The following is a 26,592-nucleotide window of genomic DNA, read 5'->3' on the forward strand; positions in this document are numbered from 1 at the left end:
TGCGTATTGAGGGCATTAAGCAGCCAGAACAATGACACATCTGCGACGGCGAAATCGGCCATACGCTGATTGCTCTCACGACGCATCCCCATCAGGCGGCGGCGTTTAGCCTGCAATTGTGTGAGAATTTGCTCCATGTCCAGGACCAGCCCGTGATGAGCGGACATTGCCAGCAACGGAGGAATAAAAGTACTGTCATTTCTCCAGCCGCCTTGACCGTCGCGAACCAGACGTAATACAGGACAGATCAGGTATTCTTCGTTTTGTTCTGTGTCAAAACGCAGAGACAAAGCATAACGGGCCACAGCCATGGACTCTTCTTCCTGACCGAATGCATCCTGAACATTTACCCATTCCTGACGATAACGAAGCGGGCGATCCCCCGCATTGTCAGTGAGTTGTACGTTGCTGCTGTTGGCCTGCAATAACGGCATCGCCAGCATCACCGTAAGCTCATTGATTTGTGCCGGAATATCCTGAGATAAATCCCGGGCAGGGGGGGGGAGATCGCTGCTCCCGGTATCTATCAGAGAACCGTCAGGCAGACGCACGGTTAGCTGTAGTGCTTGCAGGCGTCTGACACTTAGCAAGCCTTCATCAAATTCAGCTGTGGCTACGCCCCAGGGATTAACAACGGACAGGTGGGCAACACATTGATTACTATGTGCTTCCCACAAAGCCTGCTGCTGGAACTGCTGAGGGGACAGCAATGCCCCCTCACTCCATAGTGGTCGATAAATTTTCATTACCACTCCGGCCTCTTACGCTTTCGCTTTAGGCATCTGAGAAACTAATGACAGATTCACGTCCATGCCTTCTACCTGGAAGTGCGGTACGGCGTAGAGTTTCACGCGGAAGAAGCCAGGGTTGTCTTCGATATCTTCAACGGTCACTTTGGCATCACGCAGCGGGTGAGAAGCCTGCAGATCGTCGCCCGGATCGGTCATTTCGGTGACCAGCGTACGTACCCAGGTGTTCAGTTCCAGTTCCAGCAGACGGCGGTCTTTGGTGGTACCGATGTTTTCACGCTGGATAAGCTTCAGGTAATGCGCGATGCGTGACAGCAGGAAGATGTAAGGCAAACGCGCATTGATGCGGCTGTTAGCAGTGGCATCCGCGGTGTCGTACAGCGCCGGTTTCTGCGCAGAGTTGGCAGAGAAGAAGCAGGAGTAATCGCGGTTTTTGTAGTAAGACAACGGGATGAAGCCCAGGTTGGCAAACTCAAACTCGCGGGTTTCCGGGATCATCACCTCAGACGGAATTTTCACCTGATTACCGGTACCCAGGTCGTACAGGTGGATCGGCAGATCAGTCACTGCGCCGCCTGCCTGCGGACCACGGATTTGTACGCACCAGCCGTTTTTGATGAAGCTTTTCACCATGTTGGCAGCAAAGGCGAACGCGGCGTTGGTCCACAGATATTTCTCGTGATCCGGGCCTTTCACTTCTTCTACGTAGTTGAAACTGCGAACCGGCACGGTATCCGGGCCATACGGCAGACGACCCAGCACGCGCGGCATGGTCAGACCGATATAGCGGGAATCGTCGGAATCGCGGAAGGATTTCCATTTGATGTATTCGGCGCGATCGAAGTAGTTACCGATGTCTTTAATCGCGGCAACTTCTTCCATGGAATCTTTCAGGAAGAATTTTGGACCGACGGCACCGACGAACGGCATGTGCGCGGCAGCAGAGACTTTAGAGATGTTACGCAGCAGCGCGACGTCTTGCGCAGAGGCGTCAAACTCGTAGTTAGAAATGACGGAACCAATTGGCTCGCCGCCTGGTGTGTCATATTCCTGAATGTAGGTATGGCGGTACAGGCCGCTCTGAATGATCTCGGGACAATCTTCGAAGTCCTGACGCAGGTCATCTTTAGACACGTCCAGCAGTTCGATTTTCACGTTCTGGCGGAAATCAGTGCGGTCAACCAGAAACTTCAGGCCACGCCAGCCGGATTCCACGCGCTGGAATTCAGGGTGATGCATGACTTCGTCCAGCTGACGGCTGATCTGGCTGTCGAGTTCGGCGATGTGGTGATCGAGCAGCGTTTTATCCAGACGTTCAACAGTCTGACCCGACAGCTTCAGGCGTTCCAGGAAAACCTGAACGGCCGCAGTGACACGCTGGTCGGCAGTGACATCAGCCAGCGCTGAGGTATCCTGGAAATCGTTCAGGTCGCCCAGTGAGGAAACCGGTGTAAGATTAATTTTGTCGAACAGGGAGGCATAAATAGGGCTGGCTTCCGGGTTCTCGAGCACGGTCGTCTGACTGTTTGAAGAAGAGGCGTTTTCGTTATTGACTGACATAAGCATTATCTCGCATTAATCCGTTAAGTGGAGGCAATCAGGCCTTTGGCGCCAGGGCATTCAGTTCGCTGCGCAGTTCATTGCTCAGAGACGGATCTTTAAGAATGGTTTCGAGCTCTTTGCGGAAGGTCGCGTTGTCGAGCAGATTGGATTTGAGATCGCGTAAAAGATTACGCATCGCGAGCATCGCGCGAAGCTGTGGGATCTGACGTGCCACTTGTTCTGGCTCGAAATCCTTCATTTCTTTGAAGTTAAGCTTGATGCTTTCTTCGCTTCGATCGCCTGACAGTGTGTTTTCAACGGTCAGGTTCAGCGACGGGCTAAAATCAGCGAGTACACTGTTAAAGTTATTTTTATTAATATTGACTTTTTCACGCTCTGACAAAGGACGCGTCTCTTTACCATTGCTGTAGTCACCCATTACCATTAATTTTAAAGGTAATTCGACTTTTTTCTGCGCGCCGCCTGTATGTAAATCGAGTTTAATATTGACGCGAGCCTTGGGTATTTCTTCCTGAAAGCTATTAGACATGCCTATCCCTTATTGATGAGTGATAAACGCTGCCAATGAACTCATGAATAAATGAAAGGTTGGCAACCCTGCCATAAAACGATATCCATTTCTGCACCTGGTGGGGTGAGATAAATCAGGGTCACAATCAAGACAAAATATTTTGAGAAACATTCCGCAGTGTGTTTTGAGTTTATGTGAAAAAATTCCACATAAGTACCTGTGGCCGGTATTTTAGAAACATTGATGTTTATATTGAAAACTAAAATGTGTTACTGAATGTTACTGGTTAAGCTTATATACATGAAAGAATATTTCATTGATAAGTAAGATTTTTCTTTATGAGTCTCTTTAAGTGCCACAGCGCAAGGGCTTGCGCTGAATTGTACCTTTCTACCCGGCGTAAAAATAACTAAGAGTTTTCGTATTAAGAGGGATTTGAGTTAGGGAATATTCTCATTAATTAATGAAAAAATAAATCATGGTCGTTAAGCAGGTAGCTTTAATTCATAAGATTTTTCCTCGGTAATTATTAGGAATATTCACATAACAAATGATTTGAGAGTTTTATTTGATTGCATTTTATGAGGGAAATATCTTAGAGCCATTTTAAAGTGGGCCGGAATAAGTCGGGTGAGTATCTCGTTCTGATAATGAAAGTTATAATACTTATTGCGAGTCACTTCACGTTAACGTGAAAAAAAAGTTAAAGTATGAGATTTATCCCGCGTAAGAAAAATGAGTACTGGCGACATTCAGGCGTTAATGCCCTTGAGCCACGTTAGGCAGATCGATCATCCTGCCAAAAATTTGTGATAGTACGGGTGTAAGGCTAAACATTCGCAGGGATATGCCGATAAATAGACTCCTGATCCGATGTATAAGAGCCGCACATGTCCCTAAAAAAGTCTTCTCTGCTTGTTTTAATTGTTCTTTTTGCTCTCTTTTTCGCCAGTATGATGTCTAACGTCTGGTTGCTGACACGCAGTAATCATTCACTGGATGATGTGAATAAAGAAATCCGCGTGGTGCTTTCCATTATTGACCCGATTAACCACAGCCGTACTTCTCGCGTACGGGTGATGGAACTGATGAAACAGATCGAGAGCGGGGATAACAGCCAGTTGAAACCGGCACTCGAAGGTGTGGATGAAGCCACCGGTAAAGCGGACGCAGCATTCCAGGCCTATCTGAGTGCACCCAAGCTGCCGGGCGAAGCAGCCCTGGCCGAGGCCTACCGCGCCACCTATCTTGATTACCGTCAGAATGGTATTCAGCCGCTGGTTGACGCTGCCCGTTTAGGCGATCAACAGCAGTTTAAAGCGCGTATTCCGGCAGTGATAAAACTGGATCGCCAGTATGAAATTGTGCTGGATCAGGTGCTGGCGTTGCATGAGAAATACGCCAAAAACCTCAACAGCGAAGCGCAAAACAACTTCAGTTTTGGCATCGGGCTGACCATCGCGTTCTGCGTATTATTCCTGGTGGTGATCCTTGCGGTGCTCATCTTCATGAAACGTTACGTGCTGAACCCGTTGCTGAGTTCCCGTTATCACTGCCGTCAGATCGCCGAAGGATATCTGGATACACCGGTGCCAGTGAAGATGAATTCGCGCAGTGAAATCGAACAACTGATGCAGTCGATGGAACATATGCGACTGGCACTGACGCAGATTATCAGTCAGGTGCGCGATACCAGCCACACGGTAGCGCATGCTTCACAAGAAATTACTGCCGGGAATATCGATCTTGCCTCGCGCACTGAACAACAGGCGGCAGCGCTGACAGAAACGGCGGCCAGCATGGAAGAACTGGGGGCGACGGTAAAACAGAATACTGAAAATGTCGTTCGCGCCAGCAGCCTGACCCGCGAAGCCGTGAAAAATGCCCGTGCCGGTGAGAAAGTGGCGCAGGAAGTGATCCAGACCATGGGGCGCATCAACAGCAGCTCTAAAAAAATCGAAGACATCACCGGTGTGATTAACAGCATCGCTTTCCAGACCAATATACTGGCGCTGAATGCTGCCGTTGAAGCGGCACGGGCAGGCGAGCAGGGGCGTGGATTTGCCGTGGTGGCGAGCGAAGTACGTAATCTGGCGCAGCGCAGCGCGGTGGCAGCGAAGGAGATCGAAAGCCTGATTTCAGAATCTGTCGCCAATATAAAAGAAGGGTCAGATCAGGTTTCCCGCACCGGCGATTCCATTAGTGCGATCATTACATCGGTGACTCAGGTGGATGTCCTGATGGAGCATATATCGACGGCGTCGGATGAACAAAGTCGTGGGATCAGCCAGATTGAACAGGCGGTGACGGAAATTGACGGAGTGACGCAACAAAATGCGGCGCTGGTTCAGGAGTCTGCGGCGGCGGCCGCTTCGCTGGAAGAGCAGGTGCATCATCTGACGCATTCGGTTTCGGCGTTCAGGTTAGCAGCGGTATAAAGTAAGACCCAACTCCCGGCGACGAAAGTGCCGGGAGCATTTATTTTGGGTTTTTATCAGACGAATTTAGCCAGAGGATCCGCTGCCGCAAAGGCAATATCACGCTCTGCCCGAGGCGGGTAAATCAGCTCATTTGTAATGGCGATTTTGATTTTTTTCGCCTCCTCACGTACCGATTGTACTTTTTGATCCCAGCCTTCCGTAAACACTGCCCCCCAACTGCCCAGATCAAGACAGGTGACGTAATTCACCTGACGATAAGGAATGGGCGGCAGGCCCAGGATGCTTGCCGCGACATTATTTCCGGCAAATTTACCTAACTGAATCGCATGCTGACAGGACATCAGCGCCGTATTGCCGACATCATCGGTGGCGGCATGAGCAACATCCCCGGTGGCGAAGACATCAGAGACACCACGAATTTGCAGATTATCATCGACATACAAACGCCCGACACTGTCACGCTCCGCTGCAAACTGTTCAGTCAGCGCATTGGCCTGCACGCCGGCGGTCCATACCACGGCTGAGGAGGCAATGTGGCTTCCATCACTCAATGTCACACCGGTTGCGTCAATGGCGGTGATGTCTGTCTGTAAACGCCACTCGATGCCGATTTCCCTGGAGGCTTGTTCAATGACGTCGCGCAGCGCTTCACTGTAACGCCCACCGATAACGTCACCACGCTCAACTACGATAACTTTAGTCTTGGTTTTCGGGCCGAAGAGATCGCGCAGGCGGGAAGGTAATTCAGTCGCCAGTTCGATTCCGGTAAAACCCCCGCCACACACCACCACCGTGTTGCGTGCCGGGGTTGGCGCTTGGTTTGCCAGCCCGGTCAGATGTTTTTCAAAAACGAGTGCCGATTCCAGCTGATCGATATTGAACGTGTATTGATCGGCACCGGGAACAGTGGCCTGTCTTGCATTGCTGCCTGTGGCCAGCACCAGCCGGTCATAACTCGCCGATGCCAGTTGACCCTTCGCATCGGAATACCATACGTTTTTTGTCTTATTATCAATGCGTTTTGCGTTTCCCTGAATGAAGTGAATGTTCAGGGCTGTAAACAGCGGTGCCAGCGGAGAAACCAGAGAGGCAACATTATTTTCATAAAATCTCGGGCGCACACGCAGCTCAGGATGAGGTGCCAGAACGCTGATGTTGATGTCATCGCCGCCATTTATATACGCCAGCCGTGCTGCACTCACTGCGGCCCACATACCTGCAAAACCGCTACCGAGGATCAGAATATGCTTTTTCATGTGTTCAACCCTTAAATGTTCAGAACGCGTTAATAATCTGACTACCACTATACTTGTCGTAGTTAACTGCGACAATATTTTTCGGAGTTAAAAGGGTAAGGATAAAAGAGGATATTCAACTGATTGATTAATTGTAAAATCGTCAAAGGGAATTACAGGCTCAAAAGCGCGTCTTTCAGGTGCGGACAATCTCTGTATAATGACTCAGATCAAGTTTAACGGAGTTCATCATGGCGTTTTACAGTTCTGGCGTGGAATATGGCATTCATAGTCTGGTGTGCATGGTCGATATCAGAGGCGACGATCGTGAAATGAATGTCCGCGAAATGGCAGAGTTGCAGGGCGTTCCCTATGATTATCTGGCGAAAATCTTCACCCGTCTTTCGCGCGGGGGACTGGTAGTGAGCAGTGAGGGGAAGGGCGGCGGTTTCCGTCTGGCACGCTCCGCGGCACTGATCACCATGCTGGATGTGGTTCAGGCCATCGATGGGGAGAAAGGGATTTTTGAATGCAAAGAGATCAGACAACGGCTGGCTGTTTTTGAAGAAAGTCCGCCGGCCTGGGCGTGCGAAGGGCCTTGCGGGATCCGCGCGGTGATGGACAGCGCGCAACAACGTATGGAAGAAGAGTTAGCCCGCCACAGCATTTTAGATCTGGCGAGAAAAACATTTCGCAAGGCGCCGGACACTTTTGCCATTGAAGTGCAGGATTGGATTGCTGAACGGCGCCGCTCACAGTAGATGAACCCGGCCAGTGCCTGTTTCACTGGCCTTGTATTTAACGGTTTAGCGGAAGACGCCCACGGCATCCACTAACCTTTCCGCCTGTTTCTTTAAACCCGATGAGGCCATTGCGCCTTCCTGCACCTGAACTGAATTCTGATGGGTGATGCGATCCAGCTCTTCGATGGCTTTGGCGACATCCAGCAGACCAAGATTTTGTTCGCCGGTTGCTGTTCTGATCTGCGCAATCAACGCAGAAACGTTTTGCACCTGGGTGACAATATCATCCATCGTCTTTCCTGCCTGAGCGACCTGTTTTGATCCCGAAATCACCGTGTCGGCGCTGGCATCGATCAACCGCTTAATTTCACTGGCGGCTGACGCGCTGCGTTGTGCAAGACTGCGAACTTCCCCGGCCACCACGGCGAACCCTTTGCCTTGTTCCCCGGCGCGTGCCGCTTCAACGGCAGCGTTCAGCGCGAGAATATTGGTCTGGAATGCGATGCCATCAATCACCGATGTAATAGTGGCGATCTGCTTTGAACTGTCGGTAATTTGCTGCATTGTGCCGACAACACCTTGCATGGCATGGCTGCCTTTCTCTGCCGCCTGGCTGGCGCTAAGAGATAACGAGTCTGCCTCGGCCGCCGTCTGAGTGTTGCTTTCAACCGTCGCGTTCATTTCATTCATGGCCGCAGCGGTTTCCCCCACATTGGCTGCCGTCTGTTCTGTTCGACGGCTAAGTAAATCGTTGCCCTGTGCCAGTGATTCGCTGGCCTGTTTTACTTTCTGCGCCTGGCTGTGTACATCATCGACCATCCAGCGGCAGATCAATCCAAGCTGCCCGACCGAACGCAGCGTCATACCAATTTCATCCGTCCGCGCCATCGGCGTGATGGTGTGGCTGGCGCCGCTCGCCACCTGTAATGTCTGTTTGCACAACTGTTCGAGCGGACGGGTGATCTGCCACTCAAGCCAAAGGCCAAGGAAAAATATCAGCACGGCGTTCCCCACCAGTGCGGAAATCATTTGCATTGAAGGTAAGGCAAAGAGCGTTGACATAAGCAGGGTACCCGCCAGCAACACAGCGAATAATCCGCTACGGATCCGCCAGCGGACGGAAAGAGTTTTCAACACAGAAAGTCCGCGGGTAAGACCCGTTCGGATCAGCAAGCCTTTGTGAAGACGCCGGTTGTTCAGTTCGCCGCGATTGATTTTATCGTACAGCAACTGCGTCTCAGTAATTTCTGTCGCGGTCGGTTTCGTTCGTACGGAAAGATAACCCCGCGTTTTGCCGCCGCGAATGATCGGTACCACGTTAGCGCGAACCCAATAGTGATCGCCGTTGCGTCGGCGGTTTTTGACCAGCGCTGTCCACGAGAAACCTTGCTGCAATGTGGCCCACATATCTTTAAAGGCCTGAGGAGGCATATCGGGATGGCGGACAATATTGTGCGGGTGGCCGATAATGTCTTCGCTGGCAAAACCGCTCACTTCGATAAAAGCATCGTTAGCGTAGGTAATGTGACTGTTTACATCGGTCGTGGACATCAAGGTGGCGTAGTCCGGGTACTGATATTCCTGCTGAGTGACAGGCTGGTTATTGCGCATAGTGACATATTCCCTGGTCAGGCTGCGGTTGAATTTAGATTAAGTTCCTTAACACTTAGTATGTCGGCATGAAAAAAATTTTCTTTAGGGATCACTTTCGGATGTTCAAATAAATGTCCCTGCACGCCCCTGTTTGTTCATAAACGCGTCAGATCAGCACTTCATAAACCCTCAGCTAAGTCTCTTATTTTTCACACTTCGCTGCCATTGTGACTCCAGACTTAATAGGTCTGGAGTCATAAACCTTTTGCCTATGATCTTCAGGCTTGTTATAACTGCCGCCCGCGTTCTTTGTTGTGAAATTTAGCTGATGACTGAGCAGATATCTGAAACCGAAACCGACTTTGCTGCTGAAAATGTAGGGCGTCACGTGCTGGTCTATCTGCAACAGATAAAAGCAACGCCGCTGGCAAAACTGGACGATTTTGATGAAGAGGGGAATGCCACGGTCGGGCAGGTGATCAACGTGTGGATCCGGCTTTCGCTGATCCTGACACGTCGTCGGCCTGAAATTGCGGTTTCCTCCATAATGAAACACGTTTTGCCGGTGATCGGCGACGTTCCGTTGAACAAGATTACCCGCCTGCGCCTTAACCGTTTATTTAACGTATTGCTGGCCGAGGGAAAAATTTCGGAAGCGAAAAGGGTTTTTGCGTTGTGTAAGCAATTTTTCAGCTGGGCAGAAATACAGGGTTATCTTCCTCATTCTCCGCTCGGCGCCATGAAAAGACGTGATGTCGGTGGGCGTAATACGCCGCCGCGCGAACGTACGCTGACCGATGCGGAAATCTGGATATTCTGGCATGGTCTTGATTTGTGGGATATTTCAGAACAATGCCGCTGGGCGTTGCGATTATGTCTGCTGACTGCGCGCCGTCCGGATGAAGTGGTGCGGGCGCGCAAAGATGAATTCAATCTGCGCATCAGTGTCTGGCGGCAGGGCAAGCGTAATAAGTCAGCACGCGATCACAGCCTGCCGCTGACGCCACTGATGCTTGTTTGCATCAATGCGCTGATCGCCGCCAGTCCAAAAAACAGCCCGTGGCTGGTGCCTTCGCCGAAGGATCCAGGCAAACCGCTGTCGCGGGGCGCGATTACGCAGGTTATTCGCCGGATGATGCGTGCGGAAAGGGGGCTTGGAATTGCCCCCTTTACCACCCGAGATTTGCGCCGAACGGCACGTTCAAAATTATCGGCTCTGGATGTTTCTAATGACGTCGCCCGTAAAATCATGAACCACTCACTGGAAGGTATCGACCGTGTTTATGATACGCATGATTATTTACCCCAGATGAAGCAGGCGCTCGACGCATTTTCTGACAATATTCATGACATTATTAATGCCCCGGATTACTTATCATTGCGGCACAAATTTGATGGCGAATTCTTGCAGATTCCTCAAATATCGCTGCTTTATATGGAGAATTAAGCGCTTTTAGCCGCATTGAGGTTTTTTATATTTTGCAGATGGATATAACGATAAACCCGTCAGGGATGCGTTGGGAAAAGGCAGCGGAAATGAGCTGCTACACTTGTGTATTGATTTGGCAATGCCAGAAGACTGAGGAATAAATGATGCATCCACAACACTCGCGCGCTGTCGGGCTGCCAGAAGCGACAAAAACTCTGCTGCTGAGTCATGGCACTGCAGAGGAAAAACGTCAGGAAATTCGTGAATACTTTATTCAGACCTGGGAACTGTATGAAAGCCTGTTTGACTGCCTGTCGGATGAACGGGCGTATCACAACAAAGCGATTTCCCTGCGTCATCCGCTGATTTTCTATTTCGGTCACACGGCGACGTTTTTCATCAATAAGCTGATGGCGGCGGGGCAACTCCCGCAGCGCATCGATTCGCAAATTGAATCGATGCTGGCAATCGGCGTCGATGAGATGAGCTGGGACGATCTCGACGATCAAAACTACAACTGGCCTTCCGTCGCAAATTTGCGTGAATACCGCCATCGCGTGCGTGAAGAAGTGCTGGGCATCATCGACACAATGCCGCTGACGTTGCCTGTGGACTGGAACAGCCCGGCCTGGGTGATCCTGATGGGCATCGAGCATGAGCGTATTCATCTTGAAACCTCCAGCGTGCTGATCCGTCAGTTACCGGTGGAGTGGGTGACTCCCCAGCCACACTGGCCTGCCTGTCAGGAAGCACGTGCGGATCGTAAAACCGTCCCCGAAAATGACATGGTGGCCGTTAAAGGTGACGTTGTCACGCTGGGTAAGCAAGACGATACTTACGGCTGGGATAATGAATACGGCACGTCAGAGCATAACATTCAGGCATTTAGCGCCAGTAAGATGCTGGTCAGTAACGCGGAATTTTATACCTTTATGCAGGCCGGTGGTTATCGCGATACCCAGTGGTGGGATGACGAAGGTGCCGGCTGGCGTGACTTTACTCAAGCAGAAATGCCGACGTTTTGGGTCGGTTCGCCTCGTGAACCTGACCAATTGAAACTGCGCCTGATGGCAGAAGAAATTCCGATGCCGTGGGACTGGCCAGCGGAAGTTAATCAGCTTGAAGCGGCTGCTTTTTGTCGCTGGAAGGCAGCGCAGACCGGTGAATCGGTACAGTTGCCGACCGAGGCAGAGTGGATGATTTTGCGTGAACAGGTGCAGGGCGATCAGCCTGACTGGGACAGGGCGCCGGGTAATATCAATCTGGAATACTGGGCCTCATCTTGTCCGGTGGATCACTTCGCGCAGGGTGATTTTTACGATGTGATCGGCAATGTCTGGCAATGGTCATCCACGCCAATCGGCGGTTATAACGGTTTCCGCGTGCACCCTTTATATGATGATTTCTCGACGCCAACTTTTGATGGCAAGCATTCGATGATTAAAGGCGGCAGCTGGATTTCTACGGGCAATGAAGCGCTGAAATCTGCACGTTACGCCTTCCGCCGTCACTTTTTCCAGCATGCCGGTTTCCGATATGTGGTGTCCAGTCATCAGGATGTGCAGACAGTAAATCCGTATGAGACGGACGGACTGGTCGCGCAATATCTGGATTTCCAGTACGGGCCGCGTCATTTTGATGTTCCAAATTACGCCACTCAACTGGTGGATATTGCCGTAAAACATGTATCAGGGCGCAGCAGGGCACTGGATATAGGTTGTGCGACAGGACGTGCGAGTTTCGAGCTGGCCCGTCATTTCGATACCGTTGTTGGGATGGATTATTCCGCGCGCTTTATCGATGTGGCTTTGGCACTGGCCCGTGGAGAAGCCTGCCGGTATGTGATCCCGGAAGAGGGGGAGCTGGTCGATTATTGTCAGGCCGCACTCAGTGAGGCAGAAATCAGTGCCGAACAAACGGAGCGGGTGAGTTTCGTTCAGGGGGATGCCTGTAATCTTAAACCGCAGGCTGAATTGTATGATTTGGTGCTTGCAGCCAATCTTCTGGATCGTCTGCGTGAACCGGCAAGTTTTCTGAAAGATATAGCGCCGATGATCCGCTCCGGCGGGTTACTGATGCTGTCATCACCTTACACCTGGATGGAAGAATACACGCCGAAGCAAAACTGGTTGGGTGGATTCCGCGAAAACGGTGAGGCAGTGACCACTCATCAGGCATTGCGACGTCTCTTAGCCAGTGAATTTGAGGAAGTGCAGGGTCCGCAGGATGTGCCCTTCGTGATCCGCGAAACCGCACGAAAATTCCAGCATACCGTCGCAGAATTAACGATCTGGCGTAAACGCTAAACGTTTCGCGAACTGACTCTTGAAACGGCCATTATCATGATGGCCGTTTTTTTTCGTCTGCACTTTCTTCCAGTCGCTTATGTCCATTCAGGCAGACATATCAGACTCTCCGCTTGCATCAGAGCCATGGGTCATTCAAAATGAATGAACGATCATTCATTTTGTGATTTGCCGACGGCACGGGTACATTTCGTAAGAAAGACCGAACCGTTTAATAACGGCAGATTTAGTGAAAACCAACAGCAGGTGAGATATGAACAAAAAGACTTTACGGCTCTCTTTCCCCCAGTGGCAGGGCGGAAACAACCCTCCTTATCACCTTGGCTCCCTTCTGCTCTCCTTTCTTTCGCCGGAAGCGAAAGGACCGGTCGAAACAGTTCCTGTCGCTTTACCGGGTGCTGAACCGCTGAAAGAGGTGGACGGTATAACCGCCAAACCTCAGCTCCTCAGGCAACTTGGCGATGCAGCGGCCCTGATTGAAAAGCACGACCCTGGGGCCATTGTTGTTTTAGGCGGAGACTGCCTGGTTTCTCTCGCACCTTTTGCGCACCTGCTGAATAAATACGGTGAAAAACTCGGTGTGCTCTGGGTTGACGCTCATCCCGACGTGCAAACGGCAGAGCAGTATTCAAATGCCCATGCGCATGTCTTGGGGGCATTGACAGGCACCGGGGACAAAGATTTAGTCGGTCATGTTCGGCACAAATTATCCCCGTCGAAAATCATGATCGCCGGCATTCATGACCCGCTGGATTATGAGCGTGACTACCTTGCCAGCCATAAGGTGGCAACCTGCGGCCCGCAGCAGGTCAAAACCGGAGCTGCTGAGGTTATGGAGTGGATTGCAAAAGAGAAAATCGAATATCTGGCCATCCACCTTGATCTTGACGTACTGGATCCGGCACTGTTCCGCTCGGTTCTGTTCGCAAAACCCGGCCGAGGTGAGCATGATTTTGGTGATGCTGCAGAAGGGAAACTGACCATTCAGGATGTGATTACGTTAATTAATCAGGCCACTTCGCAAGCCGAGGCTGTCGGCCTCACCATCGCGGAACACATGCCCTGGGACATGGTCAACCTTAAGCATTTGCTCAGCGAGCTGCCCCTTTTGAAATAAACTTTTCCATCGGCATGGATAGCGGCCTGACCCGCAGTGACTCTGGTCTGTAGCATAAAAGCACGTTAAAGTGCCGCTCTTAATTCACTATTGAAGGCCGCTATGTTAAAGGACACTGCAACCTACCATAAGCTCATTACTGCTGCCGCCGCCTGTTTTGCTAATAAAGGATTCAGCGCAACCAGCGTGCGTGAAATCTCCACGTGCGCCGGTATTAGTCAGGGGGCTATGTACACCTATTTCAAAAGCAAGGATGAGCTCATACGCGCTATTGTTCTCGAAGAGCAGAATTCTGCCCTGATGATGCATGATGAGCCCTACACCGGTTCGCATTTCGATCGACTTTGCATACAGGTGGCCTCCTGTATCAGCGATGTGGGTTACCCGGTAACTCATCGTCTTTGGGTTGAAATAATGGCCGAGTCTGCCAGGAACCCGCATTTGCAGAAAACGTTCGTTTCCAGCGACAAAATCATGCGTCAGGGTATCGCGGGAATTATTGAGAAGGGGATAGGGGCAGGTGAGTTTCCGTGTGAGCTTAATCCCGAAGAAGTCACAATCATTTTGTTTGCGTTTATCGACGGCCTGATAGCCCGCAAGGCAATCAATCCCGATTTCTCATTCAGCCGGGATGTGCCTGCATTCAGGGACCTCATGGCTAAAATACTTTGTAAAGTATCCTGATAGCCACTCTCCGGGTGGCCCATATGCCTGACACAGATGTTACAGCGCCTTTTAAGATGGAAGGCGTTAAACATGCCCGTTCTGTTTACATCTGGTCACCTGCAGAAAAAGTTTACCTTTTTTCCTTCCTGACAGACTCAAAAGATGCAAGTGCTAAAGTTTTACTCCGTTGGTTTTAAAGTCAAACCATTAGAATGTTGTAACTAAAAATGGGTTTTTAAAAAGGGAGATCACTCTCCCTGTATAAAGATCCGGGTATGATGAATGCCGGACCATCACGCGAGTGGCGTGATTATTGACTTATTTATCAGTCGGGCCGCAACCACCAATCCATTTGGAAATAGACAGGCTTGGTGTCAGTAAATAATCATAGCTGCAGTTTTTATCTTTGTTAGACACGCTGCCTGTGCAACCTGAAAGGGTGGAAATAACCGCACCAAGAAGTACAACTTTAATTACGTTTTTCATGAAAAATCCTTTTAAAATATTATGTTAGTAGCACTTAGTGGGCATCTGCTATCAAATGCCTGCAGCAATATACTCTGACATACAGCACGTAAACAAATTAAAAGTTATTATTTCTAAATTTTATTTTTATTAATAATTTCGCTAAGTAAATCATTCAAGATATATATCATTTATAAATATTCATGACCTATATGGTCATTATAAACACATAGAAAAGACATATATTAACGAGCAAAACTTATTCAAAAAGGTCACGAAAGCGGTCAGGCAGCGCTTTTTTCGTTCCCTTTTTAATGACACACTGCGGCAACTCATTTGACGGAATGAACACAGCCTGATGAAAGCGTCCCTCCTTACGGGTTTGTTATTGGTGATCAGCACTGCTGTACTCGCAGCACCGCAAAAGCAATTGACTCAGGCACAGTGCATAGGCCTGAAAACCGCCCGCATTGATGCTGCCAGTATCGGGCTGCCTACGCGCGGTGCAGTGATCACCGCCGTGGCGATGGCCGGGCAGCCGAATGAACCGCACTGTAAGCTGGAAGGGCAGATTAAACCTGTAGATCTGAAATCCCCCGATATTGAATTTCAGCTGTATTTACCGCTCATGTGGAATGGTAAAGCGTTGCAACTTGGCGGTGGCGGTTTCGATGGTTCTGTAAAAGGCGCAGATACAGCGCGTCTGGCTCCGGCGGCCACACCCGGCGCGTTAAAGCAGGGCTACGCAACGTTTGGAAGTGATTCCGGACATCAGGGCGGCGTGTCTGATGCCTCATTTACTCTTAATGATGAAGCCTGGCAAAACTTCGCCGGTGCGCAAATAAAGAAAACTCACGATGTGGCAGTTGCGCTGATTCAGCAAGCTTACGGACGTAAACCTTCGCGGATGTATTTTCAGGGCAACTCGCAGGGCGGTCATGAAGCGCTGGCCGCCATTCAGCGCTTTCCCCTTGACTACGATGGTGCCATCGCCATCCACCCGGTTTACAACGTGGTCGAATTACATATGGCGGGCATCCGCATTGGTCAGGCCATTTACAACACACCGGGCGCGTGGATATCTCCCGCGAAGTCAGCCCTGATCGCCAACGCGGTCAATGGCGCGTGTGACAAGCTTGACGGTCTGGCCGATGGCGTGGTTGCCAATATCAAAGCCTGCGATGCTACCTTCAAACTTGCGCATCTGCGTTGCAAAGACGGTAAAGATGAGGGCGCGGGTTGCCTGTCCGACACCCAAATTACGATGGTACACATGCTGAGTAAGCCGGTGTCACTCGGGGTCAGTTTGCCTTCGGGCGACAGTTTTGCGCCGTGGCCGATATTGCAGGGCGCTGATGCGCCGTCCATTGTCAGCGTGTTTGGTTCTGGTGCAGATAAACCCAAACCTGAAGCCTCAAATCTGATCATCTCCTTTCCCTACATGATGGGCGATCAGGCGGTGCGTTATGAAGTGATGCGCTCGCCGCAATACGATTCGCTGACTTTCGACCCGGCAGCCCATAAGCAGCGTCTGCAGGAACTGGCTTCGCAGGTCGATAACAATGAAGCGGATATCCGCGCATTTGTGCAGCACGGGGGCAAACTCCTGCTGATGCACGGCACTGCTGATATGGCCGTACCGCCGGGAAATACCGTGGCGTATTACGAGAAACTTCAGGCGCAGTTTGGTGAAAAAACCGTGCGTCAGTTTGCCCGCCTGTATCTGGCGCCGGGATTCACCCACAGCAGCGGGGCGTTTCGTGTCAGCTGGGATTCTCTGGGCACGCTGGATAAATGGGTAGATCACGGAATTGACCCCGGTCAGCAAGTCATGATCGACACCAATAAAGGCACTGCCGGGCGAGAAATGCCGCTTTGTGATTATCCGTTGTTTCCGAAGTATAAAGGTCAGGGTGATACACACGCGGCGAGCAGTTTTGTGTGCGCAAGTGAATAATTTGATTTAATAATCGATCGGCCTGTTAAGTCTGGCGGGTACCTTTTTCAATTCGATTGCAAGTTATTTTCGTATTATTAACTGTATATATCCCTATGTGAATGAACGTTCTCAAAAAACTTGAACATCCGTTCAAGTCTTGGCATTATCGTCCGCTGTCCGTCCCTCATTTTGGATCCTTCGTTGGCTTATCTGTGTAAAAAAGAACGTCGCGCCTCGCTTCTGGAAGCTGCCGCATGCATCGCACGTCAGGAAGGTCTGGCGGCGACCACCGTCCGGCGTGTCGCTCAGGTAGCCGGCGTTGCGGTCGGGCAGGTTCACCATCATTTTTCCAGCGCAGCTGAATTGCGTGCCCAGGCGTATGCGCGGGTAATGAAGATCCTCAAGGAGCAACTGGATAATGATTGTCAGTCCCTGAGTGCGCGTGAACGTTTAACACTGTTTCTGATAAGCCCGCAGGATCAGGAATCGCTGATGGCGATCCCGTTGTGGCACGAGGCAATGCTGCTGACTGAACAGGAACCGCTGATGAAATCCGCTTTTGCGGCGTCTGTTGCCGACTGGCATCAGTTGGTTTCATCGGCCATTGAATACGGCAGGGATACCCGCGAATTTATCGCAGGGGAGTCCGCCGCGCACATTGCCTGGCGCCTGATTGGCCTGAGCAGCAGCATGGATGCCATGTCGCGTCTTGAATCTCTCGGGCTGACCAGCGTCTGCGCCGAATACAACCTTAACCGCGCCATCCAAAACGAGCTTTACCGCAAGGAAACTTCTGATGTTTAAAACCTACCTGATCCTCGGACTCGCCATTGTGGCCGAAGTCATCGCCACCAGCAGCCTGAAGAGCTCGGAAGGGTTTACCCGTTTATGGCCCAGTGTGGTCACATTACTGGGTTACACCATTGCGATATTTTTGCTGTCGCTGACGCTGAAAACGCTGCCCACCGGGATTGCTTACGCCATCTGGTCCGGTGTCGGTATCGTTCTTGTCTCAGCGATAGGGTGGTTTGGTTACGGTCAAAAGCTTGATACGCCCGCCGTCATTGGCCTCGGACTTATCATCGCCGGCGTGATCGTTGTGAACGTGTTTTCAAAATCTGTTGCGCACTAAGCGCGCGACGTTATAGCAGCACCGGGAGTCCATCTTGCAGAGCGAACAAAAACCTGATTTTCATGACGACTTGATCAAAGAGCTTCTCTACTGGATCGAAGTCAACTTAAGTGATCGTCTGACGATGGAAAAAGCCTCGAAAAAAACCGGCTATTCTCCGTGGTATCTACAGCGATTATTTAAAAGCAAAACGGGCCACGCGCTGGGCAAATACATCCGTGACCGTCGTCTGACGATGGCGGCGATTGCTTTGCGTCTGACCAATATGCCGATCCTCGATATCTCACTGTATTATTCTTATGATTCGCAGCAGACGTTTACCCGCTCATTCAAAAAGAACTTTGCAGAAACGCCGGGAATGTACCGTCGCAACGCCTCATGGACCATGAATGGCATCACCGCACCATTGACCGTTGACGAATTTCCACAGCCGGAATACGAAATTGTTGAGTTGCCGGAAATGGCCTTTGAAGGCGAAACCACCACGCATTCTTATCCGATCGAAGCGCTTTTCAACAGTAAAAACCACGTTCACCGGGCTGAACTGCTGCGTTATCTGGCCACCCCGGAATCATTGCTCGCGCCGGTGTGGGGGCTGTCTGATTGCCGCCCTGATACTCACGATGAAGTGGCGAATGCGTTACAGATGGAATATACCGTGGCCCATGAAGTCAGGATCGGTGCCAGTCACGACATTTTTGTGCCCGCCAGTCGTTATCTGAAGATCAATTACCCTTATGATCTCAGCCGCCTGAATGATTTCATTCTCTACATGTACTCGGTATTTTTACCCACCCTCGGCCTGGAATTTATCATGCAGCCCGATCTCGAAAAATACTCACGGGAATCCGCACTTAACGGCGTGACCTGCGAGTATTACATACCGCTGGCGAACGCCTGACGGTTAACCGTCAGGCATAAAAAAAGCCTCTCATTATGAGAGGCCTGATTGACGCACACGCACTCAGTTAAAGACCATGCCGCCGTCGATTAACAATGACTGACCGGTCATATAATCAGAATCCGGGCCTGCAAGGTAAGAGACGCAGCCAGCGACATCTTCCGGTTCTGAGAGGCGTTTCAGGGTAATGTTTTTCGCAAACTCCTGGGTACCATAACCCACCGGCTTGCCTGCTGCTGCAGACACCTGTCGGTCAATCTCTTCCCACATAGGCGTTTTCACAATCCCCGGGCAATACGCGTTCACGGTGATGCCCAGCGGCGCTAAATCGCGTGCAGCCGTCTGAGTCAGGCCGCGGACCGCGAATTTACTTGAGCTGTAAATCGCCAGCTCCGGGTTACCGACATGCCCGGCCTGAGAACAGGCATTAATAATTTTCCCGCCGTGTCCCTGCGATTTAAAAGCTTTGATCGCCGCCTGAATGCCCCAGATAACGCCTTTTACGTTGATGTTATAGACTTTATCGACAATCTCAGGGGTGATGTCTTCAATCAGCGTGGTTGGCGCAATACCGGCGTTATTGACGATGACATCAAAACCACCGAGTTGCGTGGTGGCGGCTTCGACCGCAGCAAACACCTGATCGCGGTCTGACACATCGGCCAGCTGGGCAATGGCCTTGCCGCCAGCATGATTAATTTCTTCAGCCACTTTCTTCGCCGTTTCATGATTAAAATCCACAACAGCCACGGCAAAACCATCTTTGGCAAGACGCAGGGCAATTGCACGGCCAATCCCCTGACCGCCACCTGTCACTAAAGCCACTTTTCCATTTTTAGACATACAACCATCCTCTATGTATTCGGTATCTTCTTCAGGTGCTGCGCGCAACGCACGGAAATACCGTCTCCGTACCGTTACGTGAGCTGCTTACTGGTTTACGCCCCTGAGACGGCATGTGCAATTGTTAACCACCGTCACTAACTGTATCGATTCGAATAAGTAGGAAGGTACAGATTGGCCGCGAAACAAGGCCGCACTCGGGTAGAATAGGGGATTAATAGGAATAAACAGGGCAACACCATGACCGATAACAGCCTCACTCTGTTTCACGAGCGTCTCACCACGCTGACGCGCTCATTACAAATTTCACCGCAGGTTGCTGAAAATCAGGTATTGGATCGCATGGCACTGAGTTTTCGCAAACTGCTTAATTTTCTGGCTGAAGATGCCAGCCTCACGCAGCGCGCTTTTCTCCTGCCACCGCACAGCGCCGGGACCCAGGCGCTACTGTCACAACTGATCGCTGAAAATCTGGCACACAGTCAGCAGCATGGCCTGTTTCGTGACGATATCCCTGCGACACTGCTCGGTCAGTGTTTTACCGGCATGCTGGTACAACTGGCACAGAACAGCGGTGATCCGGCGTTACGCCACCAATACAGCGTCGCCTGTGCAAAATTATTCTGTGAAGGTATCTGGCCGGGCGCGGCTTAGTCGATTTATCGCTTTGCAAAGCAAAAATGGTTGGTTCAGTTCAGGGCGCAGAAACGGTTAACTGACGTCATTCCAGCGAAAGACAATGTCTGCGCTGATCAGTGATGAACTTACAGTGAATACCCGGAGGCCCGTATGTCAACGATTGCACCAGCTGCTGCGCCACGCTCATTCTGGCAACGCCTGACTCGCCGCAAGGTGAGCGCGCACACAGAAGATAAAACGCAGGATACAACGCGTTTGCTGGAAAGTTTTCTGGCGACCGGGTGTCTGTATGGCATTGATGTGGGGAACAGTGACCCGGCGTGGTTTCGCCGCTCCTGACCGGTATACCCGTTTAATGCGCATCAGTTACTGGAACGAACTGTGCGTTTAACAAACTCTTCTCCTGAGAGTAGCCGTTGTGCCTGAATAGCGGGTGTTGGCCTTGCGGATGCGCAATCCCAGCATCAGATATGCAGGTTGTTGTGGACGTTTAACGTTTCTCTGACCTCGTCGTATTTCTTAGTTCTCTCTCATTTGCAGAGCCCATAACTTTCGCCGGTTATGGGTTTTTTTATGCAAAAAAAAACCCCGCAGTCAGGCGGGGTAATCATTGCGGTCGCGGACAGGGGGATCGCGACGGATAAATATAAACAATAAAACCAAGGAAGGGTAAAAATGAATTGCAGTGATGATGCCACAATCCGGAAAGTAAATTACCACAAGATAAAAGCTAAAAATAAATACAATTTATATATATTTAATTTTAATTCATTCACACCAAATATATGTCAATAGCATTGAAATACTTAGCAATAAATAATAAAAACAAACGCGATAATTTCCCTACATAACAAGGGAACTAGTTGGTTAGTATTACTGCGAGCTCTGACTCATAAATAAAGTATATATAAAAAAATTAAGTATTCAATTAAATGATAAAGGAATGACGTCATGAAATTAAAAGCATTGGCCCTGATTGTTCCAGCCTTATTAGTTGCTGGCGCAGCACACTCCGCGGAAGTTTATAATAAAGACGGCAACAAACTTGACCTGTACGGTAAAGTGGATGCCCGTCATCAGTTCTCTGACAACGTGGGTGACGATGGTGATGAAACCTACGTCCGCGTTGGCTTTAAAGGTGAAACCCAAATTTCTGACCAACTGACCGGTTACGGCCAGTGGGAATACAACGTTCAGGCAAACAACACCGAAGGTAGCAATTCTGGCAATGCGACCCGTCTGGGCTTTGCAGGTCTGAAATTCGATAACTACGGTTCTTTCGATTATGGCCGTAACTACGGCGTAGTGTATGACGTTGAAGCCTGGACCGATATGCTGCCAGTGTTCGGTGGCGATACCTACACTACCACCGATAACTTCATGGTTGGCCGTACCAACGGCGTTGCAACTTACCGTAACACTGACTTCTTCGGCGAAGTGAAAGGCCTGAACTTTGCACTGCAATATCAGGGTGCTAACGATGGCACCAACGATACTGAAGGCACAAACAATCATCGCGATGTCGGTCATCAGAACGGTGACGGCTACGGTTTGTCCACCACCTATGATTTCGGCATGGGTATCAACTGCTAACTTCATATTATTACAAGATAAATGTGCATCCCTGCAAAACTCCTGCAAAATTCTTCTGCAAAACCACCAACGAATTAAACGATAACCTCCTTCCAGTCTTTACCCCGATCGTCGTGATATTTCTCAGTCATCTGGCTATTTTTGTGTCCGAGTAAAACCTGTGTGTTCACACCCTGTTCACTGAAAAGCCGTTCTGACAGAGAACGCTGCTCGTGAAAGGTGGGGGGACTTTCCCCCGTCCATTTTAGGCCGCAGTTATCTCGCGCTTCTGCAAATCCCTTTGAAAGTGTGCTCTTAGTGATCTGCCCGCCACGCGTACAATTTCTTCTCGCTCTGTGATGATGCAAGATCCATTGGCTCAAAACTGAATCACGACATTCAGCAATGACATCCTGAAGTGTAATGCCCAACGCTTCACATTTTAAAGAAAGCGGAATGGCAACTTTTGCCCCGGTTTTTTGTTGTACTATATGAAGCTTGTTATCCCAAATATCCGCGAATTTTAATTTTGAAATATCTCCAATTCGCTGTCCGGTAATAATTGCCAACAACATTGCACGGGGAATGTGTACTGGCATCTTCAAAGCCTCTTTATATATTTCCTTCCACTCATCCAATGAAAGCCTTTGCCTTGTAACTTTCGCTCTTGGTTGCTTAGTTGCTTTCGCCGGATTATATCCAGCAGGAACCTCCCCAGCATGCTGGGCTTCCTTAAAAACATCACTCAGTGTGGAACGTACCATTTGCGCCATTCGGCCTTGGCCTTTTTCTATATATAGATCCAGAATTCCGGCGATATCTCTGGCACCTACATCTGATAAGGTTTTTATGCCACAGTGAGAAACCAAAGCTCTTAATGATGGTTCACGAAGCTTTGCAGTATCAGCTTTGATCTCACCGGCTTTAACTCTGTCTAATTGAATTAGTCTGTACTTATCAACCCATGCATTTGTGGTAATCCCTTTGCTTACCTCACGGCTAATTTCATTTCTTACCCGGAGAAGATTTGCCATTTTCCGCTGGTTTAATTGCATATTTGCATCTATTGCGATTGCTTTTGCTTCCTCTTCATTGTCTCCAAGCCCGTGAAATTTTCCTGTTCCTGGATGTTTATAACGCCAGTAAACCTTTTTGGTTCTGGCGTCGGTGTAGCAGGAAAGACCTGGGATATTCACGTTGTATTTACGTGGACGTGCCATCTTCGAGAATCCTCATTAAACGTGGATCTAAGTCCTTGCTGATCTCGGGCTTCTCGGCCATGCCAATAAAACGCGCTGTCGCTTCAACACGCCAGCAACGTCCAGCCTTAAAGGGAAGGGGGTAAATCATTCCGTTTTTGGCATACCTCATCAGCGTTGCTCTGCTGGGTATTGGTGCTGAAAACTCATCGAGAGCCCATTCATCTAACGTTAATGTTCTCGCCATAAATCACCCCACACGTTTAAGTTATAGCTGGCTGCACATCGGCTTACAGATTTGAAAGTTTTTCGATTGCTTGGTCGATAGAACCGATCGCTGTATTCAGATCAGACAGGCTAACCCGGCTCCTCAGTTCTCTGAGCTCTTCCGGGGTGTTGCAGGCTTTAACCTGTTCCATTAAACCCAGAAGATATGCTGGCGCGGATTCAGCAGTAACCGCGGCCACTTCACCAGGACGCAAAACTAAAAGCTCTCTTGCCATTGCTTCAGCCTCTCCCCAGCGCAGAGAAGGGGAGCGATGCGCTATGATTTCCTTCAGACGTTCGTTGGTTAAATTCTTCATTATTCATTTTCCTTTTTAACGATGCACTTGCAGTGATGAGCAAAACAATTAGCGAATGCGTCGCGCTGGCTATCATCGATATCAAAATTATCTTCTAACCAGTCACACAGTTTTTCTTTGCTGATGGCGGGCTTTTGCGGCGGAAGGTATTTTTCTCGGTAAACGGGAATCATACCTGGACCGGCATCCTCTTCACCCGCCTCACCTACGATGTGGCCGCGCGCAAGATGCGCGTCGTTTAACCAAGCCACCGGGACCTGATCACCTTTCATCTGAATCGCGTTGTAATTCATTTGCAGTTCGGTCAATTCACCAGCCAGCTTCCACTCCGATTTTCTGATAACTTCGAGCTGATCGAGGATTATTTTGAGGGCTTCAACAGGGATTGCCATTTGGTCATGCCCTTGATTAATTGCATTCTCAACACGGGCTTTCATAGCGCTGAAGATTTGGAAGTCTTTGGTTGCCTCAGTCATGGCTGCTAACCCTTTGTTCGATTACTTCCAAACCTAACTTCAAGGCCAGCGCATGTTCAGCTCTGGCGCCTGCGCTGAACTGCCAGCCGGTCAGCAGGTAGATAGCATCTGCGCGCTGAAGCATTGTCAGGCCGACGGCCATGTAATCAGCTTCTGTCAGGCCGTCCGGCAGGATCGCTGGATTAAGCGGGACATGCTTTTCGAATGACAGATTCATCGCTGCCCGGATGAAAGCAGGGCGGTTAAATTGCGGTAGGCCGGTCATCGGCCCTGCGATGTACACTTTCATGGCTGCATTCCTAAATAAGTGATTGCCATAACCACGCCGAGGGTCAGATAAAAAGCGATATCAGTTTTCATGAAATACCCCTTTAGCTGATTTCGGCGTGAGCGAATCCCTTGCCAGTGATGGCAATTAATTTAATTTACTCAGACATAGACAAGAGCCTCTGGCTTAGTACTGGCGGGGCCAGCGAACCCTTGTCTATATTTGCGAAAAAATTGGCGGTGGTCATGATCAGAACATTATCTTCGCTCCCCCTTGGGTAGGTTGAAGAGTCATGCCACCGCCGAAAGACACGTACACACAGCAATTATCGAGTTCCACGTCGATCTGATAGGGCGGCGGTAGTCGAAACCGCAACCGGGCGGGATAGGCCCGGCCATCACCTGATGCTTGCCACAACGTTAAGAGCACTGATTCTGTGGTTCAGAAGTTGATTGTTAGTGAGACGCTCAACAACCAATACTCTTATCGTTGTGCTAATTCGGCGAAAACCGAGAAACCTGCTACACTAAAACCTGAATAGGAAAATTCTTAATAATTCTAATTAAGTCCCGCACCTATCCCCCGAGTTGTAAAAATGCCTGACATAAAACTCTCTTGTGAGAAATGTACTTCTGAACGTTTTGTTGCCTCTTCCAATTACCCCAGCTCTGACATAGTTTCCTCGCTCGTCTGCGCTCTTTGCCACCACCCAGTAGATGTGAGCTCAGTAGTCACATTCAGGGACACTCCCTATATCGCCCTCGTTCCGCCTCTGCCCGACCACCTCTTTCACCATATTGAATCCAGCCGCCAGGGTTGAATTATTCAAACTGCCATTAAGCTACAGTGTTCTTTCTGTTGTGTGCCTGGTCACTTCTCCACCTCAGGCGGCGGTGTTATCTTGGTAGTTCTCACACAACCAAGAAGGAAATGAAGGTGGAAAACGCTTCGACTAATTTAGTCACTTTAGCCCGTAGGATTGAATCTCTTGAGAACGCATTCACGGTAGCGCTTCATTCCGTTTCAACCGTCTTACCCACAGTAAAGAGCGACGTCATTGAAAATCTAAATCGTCATGCTCAAGCTTATAAAGGTAAGGATCCTGCCGTTGCCTCGGCAACCAAGTTGCTCATTAACCGAATTGAAGCTTTCAATCCGAAGATAAGAGATTAATTTTGGTAATCTCGCCGTCTTCTATAAAGGCGGCTACTCCCTGTGCTTGCTCTTGCAAGCTTTCAGGATCCGTTTCTTCGATGAACTCTTCATTCGAAGATGCCAGACCAACAGTTTTCGGTTCTTGCTTATCCATCCCGATACTTCATTAAGCTGCTCTGTTCTTGCCGTCGTGCTGCTGATACCTGAGAGAATCATTCGATGCTTCTTTGCCACCTGCAACTACTGCGTGGGCATCCACGTTGATCACTGCTGATGGCGTAAATCTAAAATAATTTAGTTTTTAATGCAACAGTGAAAACTAAAAATATTTAGATTTATAACTGAAAGGTGTTTTGAATGAAGTAGGGCTAGTAGGAAGGGGGGATCAACGCCGTCTGAATTTTCGGTGCTCTACCATTACGCCAATTATTGATATGGGTTCTTGGTCAGAATGTTTTGTTGGGAAATCTTGATTTAGAGGCACAAGGGAAAAAATCTCATTACCCCCAGCATCTCTGCCACGTGCTCTGTATTTTTTGAATGTTGCTTCATGTTCACCATTCTTCGCTACAACGTAATCACCAGGCAGCGGACCTATGTCCGGATCAACGATAATTAGATCACCTTCAGTAAACTCTGGCTCCATTGACTTTCCTTTGATTTTTAAGGCAAAAGAACGGGGTGATAGTCCTATGTCAGTTAGGATATAGTCAATATTACCTTCAAGGTTGCTTGCGTCCGACGCGGATGTCCAGATACCAGCCTGAACGTAACTGATAATGGGGATCTGGCGTGTCCCAAAAGATGCGGGAATGATGTTAGAAATTTCTTCTTTACCGTAAAGAATGAAAGCCTCAGAAACACCGAAAAAAGCCGCCAAATTACTCAAAGACTTCCCACCCGGTTCATTCAGGTCACGTTCCCAGTAGCCAATAGTCACATCACTAACACCTAGCGCCTTTGCGACCTGAGCTTGAGTCAGTTTCCTGTCTTTACGAAGGTTTTTTATCCGCTGCCCTTGGGTAAGCATTTTCCATCCTCTTAATGAACCTAAGTTATTTTAGTT

26 protein-coding genes and 1 pseudogene are annotated in these 26,592 nt (G+C 49.7%); 13 read left to right on the plus strand and 14 right to left on the minus strand.

Annotated elements, in window-relative coordinates; translation table 11 throughout:
- The 3 genes from tssK to tssB all read right to left on the minus strand — a co-directional run.
- The coding region (tssK, locus tag ACQZQY_RS22480) for a type VI secretion system baseplate subunit TssK (protein WP_431297240.1) at window positions 1-746 on the minus strand (746 nt) is incomplete at its 3' end.
- 15 nt (window positions 747-761) lie between these two features.
- Window positions 762-2,315 carry a type VI secretion system contractile sheath large subunit gene (tssC, locus tag ACQZQY_RS22485; RefSeq protein ID WP_431297241.1) on the minus strand — a complete coding sequence of 518 codons (1,554 nt, stop codon included), beginning with the start codon at window positions 2,313-2,315 and terminating at the stop codon, window positions 762-764.
- Between the two features lie 31 nt (window positions 2,316-2,346).
- Window positions 2,347-2,841, minus strand: coding sequence for a type VI secretion system contractile sheath small subunit (gene tssB / locus ACQZQY_RS22490; RefSeq protein WP_056773775.1), 495 nt, complete (start codon window positions 2,839-2,841; stop codon window positions 2,347-2,349).
- Window positions 2,842-3,713: 872 nt separating this feature from the next.
- Between tssB and ACQZQY_RS22495 the strand changes: the two genes are divergently transcribed.
- On the plus strand, window positions 3,714-5,261 hold the full coding sequence (locus ACQZQY_RS22495; protein WP_431297242.1) for a methyl-accepting chemotaxis protein: 1,548 nt from the start codon (window positions 3,714-3,716) through the stop codon (window positions 5,259-5,261).
- Window positions 5,262-5,317: 56 nt separating this feature from the next.
- On the opposite strand, the gene ACQZQY_RS22500 is transcribed toward ACQZQY_RS22495, so the two are convergent.
- Window positions 5,318-6,520, minus strand: coding sequence for an NAD(P)/FAD-dependent oxidoreductase (locus tag ACQZQY_RS22500; RefSeq protein WP_431297243.1), 1,203 nt, complete (start codon window positions 6,518-6,520; stop codon window positions 5,318-5,320).
- A gap of 230 nt (window positions 6,521-6,750) precedes the next feature.
- Here ACQZQY_RS22500 and ACQZQY_RS22505 point away from each other — a divergent pair, with 230 nt between their 5' ends.
- Window positions 6,751-7,260 (plus strand): RrF2 family transcriptional regulator, encoded by a 510-nt coding sequence (locus ACQZQY_RS22505; RefSeq protein ID WP_056773785.1) that lies wholly within the window; start codon window positions 6,751-6,753, stop codon window positions 7,258-7,260.
- A gap of 45 nt (window positions 7,261-7,305) precedes the next feature.
- Here ACQZQY_RS22505 and ACQZQY_RS22510 read toward each other — a convergent pair whose 3' ends face one another.
- The gene (locus ACQZQY_RS22510) at window positions 7,306-8,853 is read right to left on the minus strand and encodes a methyl-accepting chemotaxis protein (protein WP_431297244.1); all 1,548 of its coding nucleotides are present in this window, start codon (window positions 8,851-8,853) and stop codon (window positions 7,306-7,308) included.
- A 310-nt stretch (window positions 8,854-9,163) separates the two neighbouring features.
- On the opposite strand from ACQZQY_RS22510, the gene ACQZQY_RS22515 reads away from it, so the two are divergent.
- The 4 genes from ACQZQY_RS22515 to ACQZQY_RS22530 all read left to right on the plus strand — a co-directional run bounded on the left by ACQZQY_RS22515 (window position 9,164) and on the right by ACQZQY_RS22530 (window position 14,371).
- On the plus strand, window positions 9,164-10,282 hold the full coding sequence (locus ACQZQY_RS22515; protein ID WP_431297245.1) for a tyrosine-type recombinase/integrase: 1,119 nt from the start codon (window positions 9,164-9,166) through the stop codon (window positions 10,280-10,282).
- Window positions 10,283-10,428: 146 nt separating this feature from the next.
- The gene (gene ovoA / locus ACQZQY_RS22520; protein ID WP_431297509.1) at window positions 10,429-12,570 is read left to right on the plus strand and encodes a 5-histidylcysteine sulfoxide synthase; all 2,142 of its coding nucleotides are present in this window, start codon (window positions 10,429-10,431) and stop codon (window positions 12,568-12,570) included.
- Window positions 12,571-12,823: 253 nt separating this feature from the next.
- Complete coding sequence (locus ACQZQY_RS22525) at window positions 12,824-13,687, plus strand: arginase family protein (protein WP_431297246.1); 864 nt, start codon at window positions 12,824-12,826, stop codon at window positions 13,685-13,687.
- A 102-nt stretch (window positions 13,688-13,789) separates the two neighbouring features.
- Entirely contained in the window at window positions 13,790-14,371 is a 582-nt protein-coding gene (locus ACQZQY_RS22530; protein WP_431297247.1) for a TetR/AcrR family transcriptional regulator, read from the plus strand.
- A 300-nt stretch (window positions 14,372-14,671) separates the two neighbouring features.
- Here the strand turns inward: ACQZQY_RS22530 and ACQZQY_RS22535 are convergent, their stop codons facing one another.
- Entirely contained in the window at window positions 14,672-14,839 is a 168-nt protein-coding gene (locus ACQZQY_RS22535; RefSeq protein WP_072158075.1) for a YhfL family protein, read from the minus strand.
- 337 nt (window positions 14,840-15,176) lie between these two features.
- Here ACQZQY_RS22535 and ACQZQY_RS22540 point away from each other — a divergent pair, with 337 nt between their 5' ends.
- The 4 genes from ACQZQY_RS22540 (at window position 15,177) to ACQZQY_RS22555 (ending at window position 18,790) form a co-directional block, all read left to right on the plus strand.
- A complete protein-coding gene (locus ACQZQY_RS22540) occupies window positions 15,177-16,775 on the plus strand; it encodes a tannase/feruloyl esterase family alpha/beta hydrolase (RefSeq protein ID WP_431297248.1) in 1,599 nt (532 codons plus the stop codon).
- Window positions 16,776-16,958: 183 nt separating this feature from the next.
- Window positions 16,959-17,561 (plus strand): TetR family transcriptional regulator, encoded by a 603-nt coding sequence (locus ACQZQY_RS22545; protein ID WP_414072144.1) that lies wholly within the window; start codon window positions 16,959-16,961, stop codon window positions 17,559-17,561.
- Window positions 17,554-17,889, plus strand: coding sequence for an SMR family transporter (locus ACQZQY_RS22550; RefSeq protein ID WP_056773809.1), 336 nt, complete (start codon window positions 17,554-17,556; stop codon window positions 17,887-17,889). The genes ACQZQY_RS22545 and ACQZQY_RS22550 overlap by 8 nt, the downstream gene beginning before the upstream one ends.
- Window positions 17,890-17,923: 34 nt before the next feature.
- A complete protein-coding gene (locus ACQZQY_RS22555) occupies window positions 17,924-18,790 on the plus strand; it encodes a helix-turn-helix domain-containing protein (protein ID WP_056773814.1) in 867 nt (288 codons plus the stop codon).
- Window positions 18,791-18,853: 63 nt separating this feature from the next.
- Here ACQZQY_RS22555 and ACQZQY_RS22560 read toward each other — a convergent pair whose 3' ends face one another.
- Window positions 18,854-19,633 carry a (S)-acetoin forming diacetyl reductase gene (locus ACQZQY_RS22560; RefSeq protein WP_136375502.1) on the minus strand — a complete coding sequence of 260 codons (780 nt, stop codon included), beginning with the start codon at window positions 19,631-19,633 and terminating at the stop codon, window positions 18,854-18,856.
- A gap of 240 nt (window positions 19,634-19,873) precedes the next feature.
- Between ACQZQY_RS22560 and ACQZQY_RS22565 the strand changes: the two genes are divergently transcribed.
- The 3 genes and pseudogenes from ACQZQY_RS22565 to ACQZQY_RS22575 all read left to right on the plus strand — a co-directional run.
- Window positions 19,874-20,287, plus strand: coding sequence for a hypothetical protein (locus tag ACQZQY_RS22565; protein WP_431297249.1), 414 nt, complete (start codon window positions 19,874-19,876; stop codon window positions 20,285-20,287).
- Between the two features lie 135 nt (window positions 20,288-20,422).
- Window positions 20,423-20,611 carry a hypothetical protein gene (locus ACQZQY_RS22570; RefSeq protein ID WP_431297250.1) on the plus strand — a complete coding sequence of 63 codons (189 nt, stop codon included), beginning with the start codon at window positions 20,423-20,425 and terminating at the stop codon, window positions 20,609-20,611.
- Window positions 20,612-21,223: 612 nt separating this feature from the next.
- A pseudogene (locus ACQZQY_RS22575) lies at window positions 21,224-21,859 on the plus strand (porin); the annotation flags it as partial.
- An 80-nt stretch (window positions 21,860-21,939) separates the two neighbouring features.
- On the opposite strand, the gene ACQZQY_RS22580 reads toward ACQZQY_RS22575, so the two are convergent.
- The 7 genes from ACQZQY_RS22580 to ACQZQY_RS22610 form a co-directional block, all read right to left on the minus strand.
- On the minus strand, window positions 21,940-23,064 hold the full coding sequence (locus tag ACQZQY_RS22580) for a phage integrase Arm DNA-binding domain-containing protein (RefSeq protein ID WP_183850853.1): 1,125 nt from the start codon (window positions 23,062-23,064) through the stop codon (window positions 21,940-21,942).
- The gene (locus ACQZQY_RS22585; RefSeq protein WP_136376633.1) at window positions 23,048-23,290 is read right to left on the minus strand and encodes an excisionase; all 243 of its coding nucleotides are present in this window, start codon (window positions 23,288-23,290) and stop codon (window positions 23,048-23,050) included. Before ACQZQY_RS22585 ends, ACQZQY_RS22580 begins: the two co-directional genes overlap by 17 nt.
- Before the next feature lie 43 nt (window positions 23,291-23,333).
- Window positions 23,334-23,627 carry a hypothetical protein gene (locus ACQZQY_RS22590; RefSeq protein WP_136376632.1) on the minus strand — a complete coding sequence of 98 codons (294 nt, stop codon included), beginning with the start codon at window positions 23,625-23,627 and terminating at the stop codon, window positions 23,334-23,336.
- Entirely contained in the window at window positions 23,627-24,103 is a 477-nt protein-coding gene (locus tag ACQZQY_RS22595) for a hypothetical protein (RefSeq protein ID WP_183850855.1), read from the minus strand. The genes ACQZQY_RS22590 and ACQZQY_RS22595 overlap by 1 nt, the downstream gene beginning before the upstream one ends.
- The gene (locus ACQZQY_RS22600) at window positions 24,096-24,392 is read right to left on the minus strand and encodes a DUF4406 domain-containing protein (protein ID WP_183850857.1); all 297 of its coding nucleotides are present in this window, start codon (window positions 24,390-24,392) and stop codon (window positions 24,096-24,098) included. The genes ACQZQY_RS22595 and ACQZQY_RS22600 overlap by 8 nt, the downstream gene beginning before the upstream one ends.
- Window positions 24,393-25,521: 1,129 nt before the next feature.
- Window positions 25,522-25,680 (minus strand): hypothetical protein, encoded by a 159-nt coding sequence (locus tag ACQZQY_RS22605; RefSeq protein ID WP_167459681.1) that lies wholly within the window; start codon window positions 25,678-25,680, stop codon window positions 25,522-25,524.
- Window positions 25,681-25,911: 231 nt separating this feature from the next.
- On the minus strand, window positions 25,912-26,556 hold the full coding sequence (locus tag ACQZQY_RS22610) for a LexA family protein (RefSeq protein WP_112198718.1): 645 nt from the start codon (window positions 26,554-26,556) through the stop codon (window positions 25,912-25,914).
- Window positions 26,557-26,592: the final 36 nt, after the last annotated feature.

The sequence above is a fragment of the Rahnella sp. PAMC25559 genome (assembly GCF_050632365.1).
GTDB lineage: Bacteria > Pseudomonadota > Gammaproteobacteria > Enterobacterales > Enterobacteriaceae > Rahnella > Rahnella rivi.

Bases quoted from the DNA above. Each gene is read 5' to 3' on its own strand.
- tssC (WP_431297241.1), bottom strand. From the start codon at position 2,315: ATGCTTATGTCAGTCAATAACGAAAACGCCTCTTCTTCAAACAGTCAG.
- tssB (WP_056773775.1), bottom strand. From the start codon at position 2,841: ATGTCTAATAGCTTTCAGGAAGAAATACCCAAGGCTCGCGTCAATATT.
- ACQZQY_RS22495 (WP_431297242.1), top strand. From the start codon at position 3,714: ATGTCCCTAAAAAAGTCTTCTCTGCTTGTTTTAATTGTTCTTTTTGCT.
- ACQZQY_RS22500 (WP_431297243.1), bottom strand. From the start codon at position 6,520: ATGAAAAAGCATATTCTGATCCTCGGTAGCGGTTTTGCAGGTATGTGG.
- ACQZQY_RS22505 (WP_056773785.1), top strand. From the start codon at position 6,751: ATGGCGTTTTACAGTTCTGGCGTGGAATATGGCATTCATAGTCTGGTG.
- ACQZQY_RS22510 (WP_431297244.1), bottom strand. From the start codon at position 8,853: ATGCGCAATAACCAGCCTGTCACTCAGCAGGAATATCAGTACCCGGAC.
- ACQZQY_RS22515 (WP_431297245.1), top strand. From the start codon at position 9,164: ATGACTGAGCAGATATCTGAAACCGAAACCGACTTTGCTGCTGAAAAT.
- ovoA (WP_431297509.1), top strand. From the start codon at position 10,429: ATGCATCCACAACACTCGCGCGCTGTCGGGCTGCCAGAAGCGACAAAA.
- ACQZQY_RS22525 (WP_431297246.1), top strand. From the start codon at position 12,824: ATGAACAAAAAGACTTTACGGCTCTCTTTCCCCCAGTGGCAGGGCGGA.
- ACQZQY_RS22530 (WP_431297247.1), top strand. From the start codon at position 13,790: ATGTTAAAGGACACTGCAACCTACCATAAGCTCATTACTGCTGCCGCC.
- ACQZQY_RS22535 (WP_072158075.1), bottom strand. From the start codon at position 14,839: ATGAAAAACGTAATTAAAGTTGTACTTCTTGGTGCGGTTATTTCCACC.
- ACQZQY_RS22540 (WP_431297248.1), top strand. From the start codon at position 15,177: ATGAAAGCGTCCCTCCTTACGGGTTTGTTATTGGTGATCAGCACTGCT.
- ACQZQY_RS22550 (WP_056773809.1), top strand. From the start codon at position 17,554: ATGTTTAAAACCTACCTGATCCTCGGACTCGCCATTGTGGCCGAAGTC.
- ACQZQY_RS22560 (WP_136375502.1), bottom strand. From the start codon at position 19,633: ATGTCTAAAAATGGAAAAGTGGCTTTAGTGACAGGTGGCGGTCAGGGG.
- ACQZQY_RS22565 (WP_431297249.1), top strand. From the start codon at position 19,874: ATGACCGATAACAGCCTCACTCTGTTTCACGAGCGTCTCACCACGCTG.
- ACQZQY_RS22570 (WP_431297250.1), top strand. From the start codon at position 20,423: ATGTCAACGATTGCACCAGCTGCTGCGCCACGCTCATTCTGGCAACGC.
- ACQZQY_RS22580 (WP_183850853.1), bottom strand. From the start codon at position 23,064: ATGGCACGTCCACGTAAATACAACGTGAATATCCCAGGTCTTTCCTGC.
- ACQZQY_RS22585 (WP_136376633.1), bottom strand. From the start codon at position 23,290: ATGGCGAGAACATTAACGTTAGATGAATGGGCTCTCGATGAGTTTTCA.
- ACQZQY_RS22590 (WP_136376632.1), bottom strand. From the start codon at position 23,627: ATGAAGAATTTAACCAACGAACGTCTGAAGGAAATCATAGCGCATCGC.
- ACQZQY_RS22595 (WP_183850855.1), bottom strand. From the start codon at position 24,103: ATGACTGAGGCAACCAAAGACTTCCAAATCTTCAGCGCTATGAAAGCC.
- ACQZQY_RS22600 (WP_183850857.1), bottom strand. From the start codon at position 24,392: ATGAAAGTGTACATCGCAGGGCCGATGACCGGCCTACCGCAATTTAAC.
- ACQZQY_RS22605 (WP_167459681.1), bottom strand. From the start codon at position 25,680: ATGGATAAGCAAGAACCGAAAACTGTTGGTCTGGCATCTTCGAATGAA.
- ACQZQY_RS22610 (WP_112198718.1), bottom strand. From the start codon at position 26,556: ATGCTTACCCAAGGGCAGCGGATAAAAAACCTTCGTAAAGACAGGAAA.